At 70.0% G+C, this 7,343-nt stretch carries 9 protein-coding genes and 1 pseudogene; 5 read left to right on the plus strand and 5 right to left on the minus strand.

Features of this window, described 5'->3' with window-relative positions:
• The coding region (locus A9O63_RS16565; RefSeq protein ID WP_141703104.1) for a DUF2339 domain-containing protein at positions 1–795 on the plus strand (795 nt) is incomplete at its 5' end.
• Here A9O63_RS16565 and A9O63_RS16570 read toward each other — a convergent pair.
• The 5 genes from A9O63_RS16570 to A9O63_RS16590 form a co-directional block, all read right to left on the minus strand.
• Positions 780–1,718 carry an AEC family transporter gene (locus A9O63_RS16570; protein WP_069332923.1) on the minus strand — a complete coding sequence of 313 codons (939 nt, stop codon included), beginning with the start codon at positions 1,716–1,718 and terminating at the stop codon, positions 780–782. The two genes, A9O63_RS16565 and A9O63_RS16570, sit on opposite strands and share 16 nt — an antisense overlap.
• Complete coding sequence (locus A9O63_RS16575; protein ID WP_069332924.1) at positions 1,715–2,512, minus strand: MBL fold metallo-hydrolase; 798 nt, start codon at positions 2,510–2,512, stop codon at positions 1,715–1,717. Before A9O63_RS16575 ends, A9O63_RS16570 begins: the two co-directional genes overlap by 4 nt.
• On the minus strand, positions 2,512–3,309 hold the full coding sequence (locus A9O63_RS16580) for a TatD family hydrolase (RefSeq protein WP_069332925.1): 798 nt from the start codon (positions 3,307–3,309) through the stop codon (positions 2,512–2,514). The genes A9O63_RS16575 and A9O63_RS16580 overlap by 1 nt, the downstream gene beginning before the upstream one ends.
• Positions 3,310–3,320: 11 nt before the next feature.
• Positions 3,321–4,433: a DNA polymerase III subunit delta' gene (locus A9O63_RS16585; protein WP_069332926.1), complete on the minus strand. Its 1,113-nt coding sequence runs from the start codon at positions 4,431–4,433 to the stop codon at positions 3,321–3,323.
• Positions 4,434–4,817: 384 nt separating this feature from the next.
• Positions 4,818–5,111, minus strand: coding sequence for a hypothetical protein (locus A9O63_RS16590; RefSeq protein WP_069332927.1), 294 nt, complete (start codon positions 5,109–5,111; stop codon positions 4,818–4,820).
• 266 nt (positions 5,112–5,377) lie between these two features.
• On the opposite strand from A9O63_RS16590, the gene ybgC reads away from it, so the two are divergent.
• From ybgC to A9O63_RS16610, 4 genes and pseudogenes are all read left to right on the plus strand, one after another.
• The gene (gene ybgC, locus A9O63_RS16595; RefSeq protein WP_069332928.1) at positions 5,378–5,776 is read left to right on the plus strand and encodes a tol-pal system-associated acyl-CoA thioesterase; all 399 of its coding nucleotides are present in this window, start codon (positions 5,378–5,380) and stop codon (positions 5,774–5,776) included.
• A gap of 126 nt (positions 5,777–5,902) precedes the next feature.
• Positions 5,903–6,601, plus strand: a complete 699-nt coding sequence (tolQ, locus tag A9O63_RS16600) for a protein TolQ (protein WP_069332929.1) — start codon at positions 5,903–5,905, stop codon at positions 6,599–6,601.
• Between the two features lie 3 nt (positions 6,602–6,604).
• The gene (gene tolR, locus A9O63_RS16605) at positions 6,605–7,075 is read left to right on the plus strand and encodes a protein TolR (RefSeq protein WP_002720851.1); all 471 of its coding nucleotides are present in this window, start codon (positions 6,605–6,607) and stop codon (positions 7,073–7,075) included.
• A 10-nt stretch (positions 7,076–7,085) separates the two neighbouring features.
• Positions 7,086–7,343: pseudogene (locus tag A9O63_RS16610) on the plus strand (cell envelope biogenesis protein TolA); the annotation flags it as partial.

Below are 7,343 nucleotides of genomic sequence, written 5' to 3' on the forward strand. Positions count from 1 at the left end.
CCCGAGCGGCGGCTCGAGCGTGCCGTGGCCGAGAGCGCGGCCGCCGCCTGGGCCGCGCTTCTGGTGAATGTGCTGCTCACCCGCCGCTTCCCGCAGATCGACCCGATCGAGTCGGCAAACACCCACTGGTTCCTGACCGTGCAGGCGCTGCCATGGCTCGTCGTGGCGGGGGCGCAGCTCTGGCGGATCGGGGCCGGCGGTCGGATCGACCTCCTCCGCCGGTTTGTGGCGGCGGGCGCCCTTGCCCTTGCGCTGATGCCGCTGGGGCTGGCCGTCACCGCCGCGAACCCGCTCGGCGCGGGGCTCCGGGGCGAGATCCTGGGCCTGCCGCTCCTCGACACGCTCCTCCTCGCCTATGCGCTGCCGGGGGGGCTGTTCCTGCTCGGCGCGCGGCACCTGCCGGGCCTCGGACGGCTGCGGGCAGCACTCGCGGCGCTCGGCGGCGCCTTCCTTCTCCTCTGGGCGGTGCTCGAGATCCGCAGGCTCTGGCACGGGCCACGGATCGATGCGCCGGGCGTGCTTCAGGGCGAGCTCTACAGCTATACGGTGGCCCTTCTCGCGGGCGGCGCGGTGCTTCTCTGGCAGGCCGTGCGCCTGCGCTCGGAACTGCTGCGCCGGCTCGCCATGGCGGTCCTCGCCCTCACGGTGGCCAAGGTGTTCCTCTGGGATGCGGCGGGCCTCTCGGGCCTCGTCCGGGTGCTGAGCTTCTTCTGCCTCGGCCTCGTGCTTGCGGGCATGGCCTGGCTCAACACGATGGTGCGCCGGGCGATGGCGGTGGATCAGGGCAGGAGCTGAAGCCAGAACCAGGTGGTGAGGATCGAGGCCCCGGTCGCGATCAGCACCGCCGAGGCGGTCACCCGCTTGGCCACGCCATAGAGGTTCGCAAAGAGATAGGCATTCACCCCCGGCGCCATCGCCGCGGTGATGACGGCCGAGCGGATCTGCGCCGTGTCGAGCGAGAAGAGATGCCGGCCGAGCAGCCAGACCATGGCGGGGTGGACCATCAGCGACAGGGTCGCCACCACCCCGATCAGCTTCACGTCGCCTTCGGGGCGGTAGCGCACGAGCACGCCCCCCAGCCCGAAGAGGGCCGTGGGCAACGCGGCGCGCGCCATCATCTCGACCGCGGCCCAGAGCGCGCCGGGCAGCGCCACGCCCGAGAGGTTGACGAGAAAGCCCAGCGAGATGCCGATCACGAGCGGCTGGGTGGCGATCGCCGTCGCCACCTGCCGCGCGAGCCGCGGCTTCGAGAGGCCGAGCCCGCGCGAGCGCACGAGCTCCATCAGCGTGATGCCGAAGCCGTAGAGGAGCGGCGAATGGATCGAGATGATCGCATAGTTCGCGGCCAGCGCATCGGGCCCGTAGGCGCGTTCGGTGATGGGCAGGCCTAGCAGCAGCGAGTTCGAGAAGAAGCAGGCGAAGCCGATGGCCACGCAGTCAGCCAGTGCGCGCCCGGCGAGGAACCGCGCGGTGGCGAAGCCCAGGGCAAAGCAGGTGAAGGCGCCGGCATAGAACGAGACGAACAGGCCGAGGTCGTAGTTCGCGGCCAGATCGAGCCGGGCGATCGAGGCGAAGAGCAGGCAGGGGACGGCGAAGTTCTGCGCGAAGCGCATGATCGCATCCACCGTGGCCTCGGCAATGAGGCCCGCCCGCGCGACGGCATATCCGAAGCCGATGACGAGGAAGACCGGCAGGATGACGTCGATCAGCGCGCTCATGCGGCGAGGTCGAAGGTCAGCCCGTCGTAAGCTGGCACGATATGGGGCGGAAGCTCTGCCGCCAGTGTGGCATAGTCGAGGTCTATGTGCATGTTGGTCAGGATCGCCCGCTCGGGCCGGGCGCGGGCGATCCAGTCGAGCGCGAGGGCGAGATGGGCGTGCGTCGGATGCGGCTTGCGGCGCAGCGTGTCGAGCACCCACATCTCGAGCCCTTCGAGATGCGGCCAGGCCTCCTCGGGGATCGCCACCACGTCGGGCAGGTAGGCCATGCCCGCCACGCGGAAACCGAGCGCCTCGGTGGGGCCGTGGCTCACCTGGAACGGCTGGAGCCGGATCGGCCCGCCCGCTCCCTCGACCTCGAACGGGCCCTCGATCGTGTTCAGATCGAGGATCGGCGGATAGAGCGAGCCCGCGGGCTGGGCGAAGGCGTAGCCGAACCGTGTGAGGAGCGCGTCCTGCGTGACCGGATCGGCCCAGACCGGCAGGCGCTTTTGCATGTTGAAGACGATCTGGCGCAGGTCGTCGATGCCATGGACATGGTCGGCATGGGCATGGGTCCAGGCCACGGCATCGAGCTCGCCCACGCCCGCGTCCAGAAGCTGCGGATGCATGTCGGGCGAGGTGTCGATCAGCACCCGCGTCGTACCGCCTTCGGCGATCCGCTCGACCAGCAGCGAGCAGCGGCGGCGGCGGTTCTTCGGCTCGGTCGGGTCGCACGCGCCCCAGAGCCCGCCGAGCCGCGGCACGCCGCCCGACGAGCCGCAGCCCAGGATGGTGCAGTGCAGCCGTGCCATCAGGTGGTGGCCTTCGCGAAGAGCCGGTCGAAATTGGCCGAGGTGGCGGCAGCGAAGTCGGCGAGCGAGAGGCCGAAGACCTCGGCGCCCTTCGCGGCCGTGTGGGCGGTGTAGGCGGGCTCATTGCGCTTGCCGCGGAAGGGCGGGGGGGCAAGATAGGGGCTGTCGGTCTCGAGCAGGATGCGCTCGAGCGGAGCCGCGGCGAAGATCGCCCGCAGCTCGGCCGATTTCGGGAAGGCCGCGATCCCGGACATCGAGAGGTAGAAGCCCAGATCGAGCGCCGCCTGCGCCAGCTCCGGCCCCGACGAGAAGCAGTGCATGACGCAGCCGTAGGCGCCCGCGCGATGCTCCTCGGCCAGGATGCGCGCCATGTCGGCATCCGCATCGCGGGCATGGATGATGAGCGGCAGACCCGTGCGCCGCGCCGCCTCGATATGGATGCGCAGGCTCTCCTGCTGCACCGGCGCGCTCTCGGGCGTGTAGTGATAGTCGAGCCCCGTCTCGCCGATGCCCACGAATTTCGGATGGGCGGCCAGCGCCACCAGCTCCTCGACCGTGGCCATGGGCTCTTCGGCGGCGCTCATCGGATGGGTGCCCGCGGCGTAGAAGACGCCCTCGTGCGCCTCGGCGATGGCGCGCACCCGCGGCTCGTGGCGCAGGCGGGTGCAGATCGTGACCATCCGCGTGACGCCGGCGGCGCGGGCGCGGCCGATCAGCGCCTCATGCTCGCCGTCGAAGTCGGGGAAATCGAGGTGACAGTGGCTGTCGACGATCTGCGGGGGAATTTGGGAGGTCATCAGGCTTACCTTCAGGCGAGCTGGGCCGCCGTCTCGTCGATCCTGAGCACCATATCCATGAGAAGGGCGGCAGGGTCAAGGTTGACCGCCCGGCCGCGCCGCGCGCGGTTGCCGAGCGACTGGGCGAGATCGGCCCAGAGCCGCGCCGCGCGCGCGTCGGGCGCGAGCCGCGCGATCAGGTCGGCCTCGCCCGGCACGGCCTCGGGCGGCAGAAGCCGCAGCGTGCCTGCCCGCGCGAGCCGCGCGAGGAAGAGGTCGATCAGCGTGAGCATCAGCTCGAACTGCGCCTCGGCGCCCTTGCCCGAGGCCGCGTCCGCCAGCGCCACGAGCTTCGCCCGGTCGAGCCGGGGCAGGGTGGACAGAAGCCCCACCAGCGCCCGGTAGAGCTTCACCCCCTCGAGGTTCGCCACCCGGATCGCCTCGCCCGCCGAGCCGCCCGCAAGCTCGGCCAGAGCCGCGGGATCGCCCGCCCCGACCCCCGCCGCGGCCAGGGCGCGCGCCATGTCCTCGGGGGTGAGGGGGCCCAGGCGCAGCTCGCGGCAGCGCGAGCGGATCGTGGGCAGAAGCCGCGAGGGCTGGTGGCAGACCAGAAGGATCGTGACGCCCTCGGGCGGCTCCTCGAGGAGCTTCAGAAGCGCGTTGGCGGCCGAGACGTTCATCTCGTCGGCCGGATCCACGATGGCCACGCGCCGCCCTCCGTCGGCCGAGGAGAGGGCGAAGAAGGCCTTCATCCGCCGCACTTCCTCGACGGTGATCTGGGTCTTCAGGCGCTTGGCCTTCTCGTCCCAGGCGCGGCGGAGGAGAAAGAGCCGCCCCTCGGCCAGCGCGCTCACGCGCCGCGCGACCGGATGGTCGGGATCGATCGCGAGGCTCTGGGGCGGCGGGGCGGCGAAGAGCCCTTCCGCGGGCGGCGTGGCCAGAAGGAACCGCGCGATGCGCCAGGCGAGCGTGGCCTTGCCCACGCCGAGCGGCCCCGTGATGAGCCAGCCGTGATGCAGCCGCCCCGAGGAGAAGGCCCCAAGGAAGTCGGCCTCGGCCCGCGCATGGCCGAAGAGCGCCTGAGTCTCGCGCGGGTGGGGGGCGCCCTCCACGCGGTCGGGCTCGGGGATCTCGTCCTGCGCCATCGCATCCTCTCGACCTCGGCGGGCGCCGGCCGCAAGGGGCCGGGCAGACCGGAGGTAGGACGAGCGCCGGGCCGATTGCAACCCTCCTGCGCCCTCGGGCGGGCCGGAAGCGGTCTGTCGACCCTGAGGTGGGCAGGCCGGAAGGGCCGGTCGCGGGGCGCAGGGGGCGCGTCACCCGAAGGACCGCCTCGGCGGCGACGGAGAGATCATCCGGGGCAGGGAGGGCAGGGCTCGGGGGGGCTTGGGTCAGCCCGGTCGGATCGGGCAGTCGGAGCCGGGCGCTCGCTCATCCGTCGAGGGCGGGGCCAGCCGCGGGCTGCCGGACGACGTGGCCGGCCCGCTGGCCGGCCGCTCGGGCCCCGAAGGGTCAGCGTCCTTTGTCGATCAGAACTTCATCCCGACAATCTTGCCGAGCTCGTCGTAGCTCATCAGCTTCTTGGGCCGGAAAAGATCGAGCAGGGCGTCGAAGGCCGTCGTGTCGAGTTCGGCGAGCTGGCCGAAGATCTCTTCGTTGGTCGGCAGTTTCTTCGGCGTCATGGAATCGAGGATGTCGGTGAAGCCCATCGCCTTGGCGTCGCCCAGCTGGGCGCCCTTGCCGAAGATCTCTTCATTGGTGGGCAGCTTCTTCGGCGTCATGTCGGCCAGCATCTGCGACATCGCCTTTTCCATATCAGACATAGTGCTCTCCTCTAACGGGCATTAGAACTCATGATCAGACGCGCAACACGCCTCGGGATGATGCGGATGCACCTGCGGAGCCGAAGTTAGCATGTGCCGCGGCTTCCTCACGCACAAACGCGCGCGGGAAGGTGCGGCATACACTCGCACCGCATGGAAATGGGCGCCCGGAGCCCCGATTTCGGCAGGAAATTCCGCGCCTTCCTTGCGGCGCGGGGATCTTCGCGCTAGCCCCTGCCGAAGCGCCATCCTGCCGGGAAATGCCCATGCCGCACCGTTTCGCCCTGCGCGTCTACTACGAGGACACCGATCTTGCGGGAATCGTCTACTACGCCAACTATCTGAAGTTCATCGAGCGGGCCCGCAGCGAATGGGTGCGTGGGCTCGGCGTCGATCAGGTGCGGCTGCGCGCCGAGAGCGGGATCGTCTTCGCCGTCCGCCGCGTCGAGGCCGACTATCTGCGCCCGGCGGTCTTCGACGACCTCCTGGAGGTCGAGACCGGGCTCGTCGAGACGGGCGGCGCGCGCATCGTCCTCGATCAGGAGGTGCGCCGCGGAGAGGAGCGGCTTTTCGCGGCCCGCGTGGTGCTCGTCTGCCTCGGCGCGGACGGGCGTGCGGCGCGGCTTCCGGCGGAAGTCCGCCAAAAGCTTGTGCAGGCGGCCTGAAGCCCTGCAAAAGCAGCAGGTGGCGCAGCTTTGCCACTTGACGCAGATGTGTTGGCAATCCCTCTAAAAGCCGGATAGAATCGGCGTTAAGAACGGCCCGCAGAACGGCCCCCAGAGAGCAGGCAGATGGAAACGGAAACCCTCGCGATGGCGCAGGAGATTGATTTCTCCATGCTCGCCCTCTTCGCGCGCGCAACGCTCACCGTGAAGTTCGTGATGATCCTTCTGATCGTCATGTCCTTCTGGTCGTGGGCCATCATCATCCGCAAGCACCTCCTGTACCGGCAGGCCCGGCGCGAGGCGGCGATCTTCGACCGCGCCTTCTGGTCGGGCGAGCCGCTGGACGAGCTCTTCGAGCGTCTGGGGCCGCAGCCCGAAGGCGCCTCCGAGAAGATCTTCGCGGCCGGGATGCTGGAATGGCGGCGCAGCCACCGCAACGACGGCGGCCTGATCGCGGGCGCGCAGTCGCGCATCGACCGCTCGATGGGCGTGGCGATCGACAAGGAGAGCGAGACCCTGAACTCGGGCCTGTCCTTCCTCGCCACCACCGGCTCGACCGCGCCCTTCATCGGCCTCTTCGGCACGGTCTGGGGCATCAAGCACGCCTTCGAACAGATCGCGATCTCGCAGAACACGAACCTCGCCGTCGTGGCGCCGGGCATCGCCGAGGCGCTGCTGGCCACGGCCTTCGGCCTCGTGGCGGCCATCCCGGCCGTGGTGTTCTACAACAAGCTCAACGCGGACTCCGAGCGGATCATCGGCGGCTACGACGCCTTCTCCGACGAATTCGCGACGATCCTGTCGCGTCAGCTGGACGCGGCCTGATCCATGGGTGCGGGCGTCATCAAGAAGGGCGGCGGAGGGCGCCGCGGCCGGCGTCGCGGCCAGTCGGCCGCCATGTCCGAGATCAACGTCACGCCCTTCGTGGACGTGATGCTGGTGCTGCTCATCATCTTCATGGTGGCGGCGCCGCTTCTCACGGTGGGCGTGCCGGTGAAGCTGCCTGAAACGGCCGCCAATGCGCTGCCCACCGAGCAGGAAGAGCCGCTGACCATCACCATCGCCGCCGACGGGCGCCTGATGATCCAGACCACCGAGACCGGCGAGGCCGAACTCATTCCCAAGCTTCAGGCGGTGGCGGCCGAGCGGACCTCGAAGAAAGTCTTCCTGCGCGCCGACGGCTCGATCCCCTACGAGCGCGTGGCGCAGGTGATGGGCGCGCTCAACAAGGGCGGCTTCCAGGACATCGGCCTCGTGACCGATGTGGGCGGCCCCACCTTCGGCGGAAACGGCGGCTAGGCCAACCGGAATGGACAAGGGAGTCATCATCTCCGGCATCGGGCATTTCAGCCTGATCGTCTGGCTCTTGGTCGGCGACTGGTTCTTCCAGCCCGATCATGCGCCCGAGGTGGCCGTGACTTCCGTCTCGCTCATGACGAGCGAGGAGTTCGACGCCATGACCTCGGCCGCGACCCAACCGTCCGACACGCCGCCTACCCCGTCGGCCGAGGCGCCGCAGCCCGCGCCGCCGCCCGAGGAGGCCGAGCCCGTGCCCGCGCCGGAACCC

This window comes from Cereibacter johrii (assembly GCF_001720585.1).
GTDB lineage: Bacteria > Pseudomonadota > Alphaproteobacteria > Rhodobacterales > Rhodobacteraceae > Cereibacter_A > Cereibacter_A johrii.

Coding starts and splice junctions, on each gene's coding strand:
- A9O63_RS16570 (WP_069332923.1), bottom strand. CDS start 1,718: ATGAGCGCGCTGATCGACGTCATCCTGCCGGTCTTCCTCGTCATCGGC.
- A9O63_RS16575 (WP_069332924.1), bottom strand. CDS start 2,512: ATGGCACGGCTGCACTGCACCATCCTGGGCTGCGGCTCGTCGGGCGGC.
- A9O63_RS16580 (WP_069332925.1), bottom strand. CDS start 3,309: ATGACCTCCCAAATTCCCCCGCAGATCGTCGACAGCCACTGTCACCTC.
- A9O63_RS16585 (WP_069332926.1), bottom strand. CDS start 4,433: ATGGCGCAGGACGAGATCCCCGAGCCCGACCGCGTGGAGGGCGCCCCC.
- A9O63_RS16590 (WP_069332927.1), bottom strand. CDS start 5,111: ATGTCTGATATGGAAAAGGCGATGTCGCAGATGCTGGCCGACATGACG.
- ybgC (WP_069332928.1), top strand. CDS start 5,378: ATGCCGCACCGTTTCGCCCTGCGCGTCTACTACGAGGACACCGATCTT.
- tolQ (WP_069332929.1), top strand. CDS start 5,903: ATGGAAACGGAAACCCTCGCGATGGCGCAGGAGATTGATTTCTCCATG.
- tolR (WP_002720851.1), top strand. CDS start 6,605: ATGGGTGCGGGCGTCATCAAGAAGGGCGGCGGAGGGCGCCGCGGCCGG.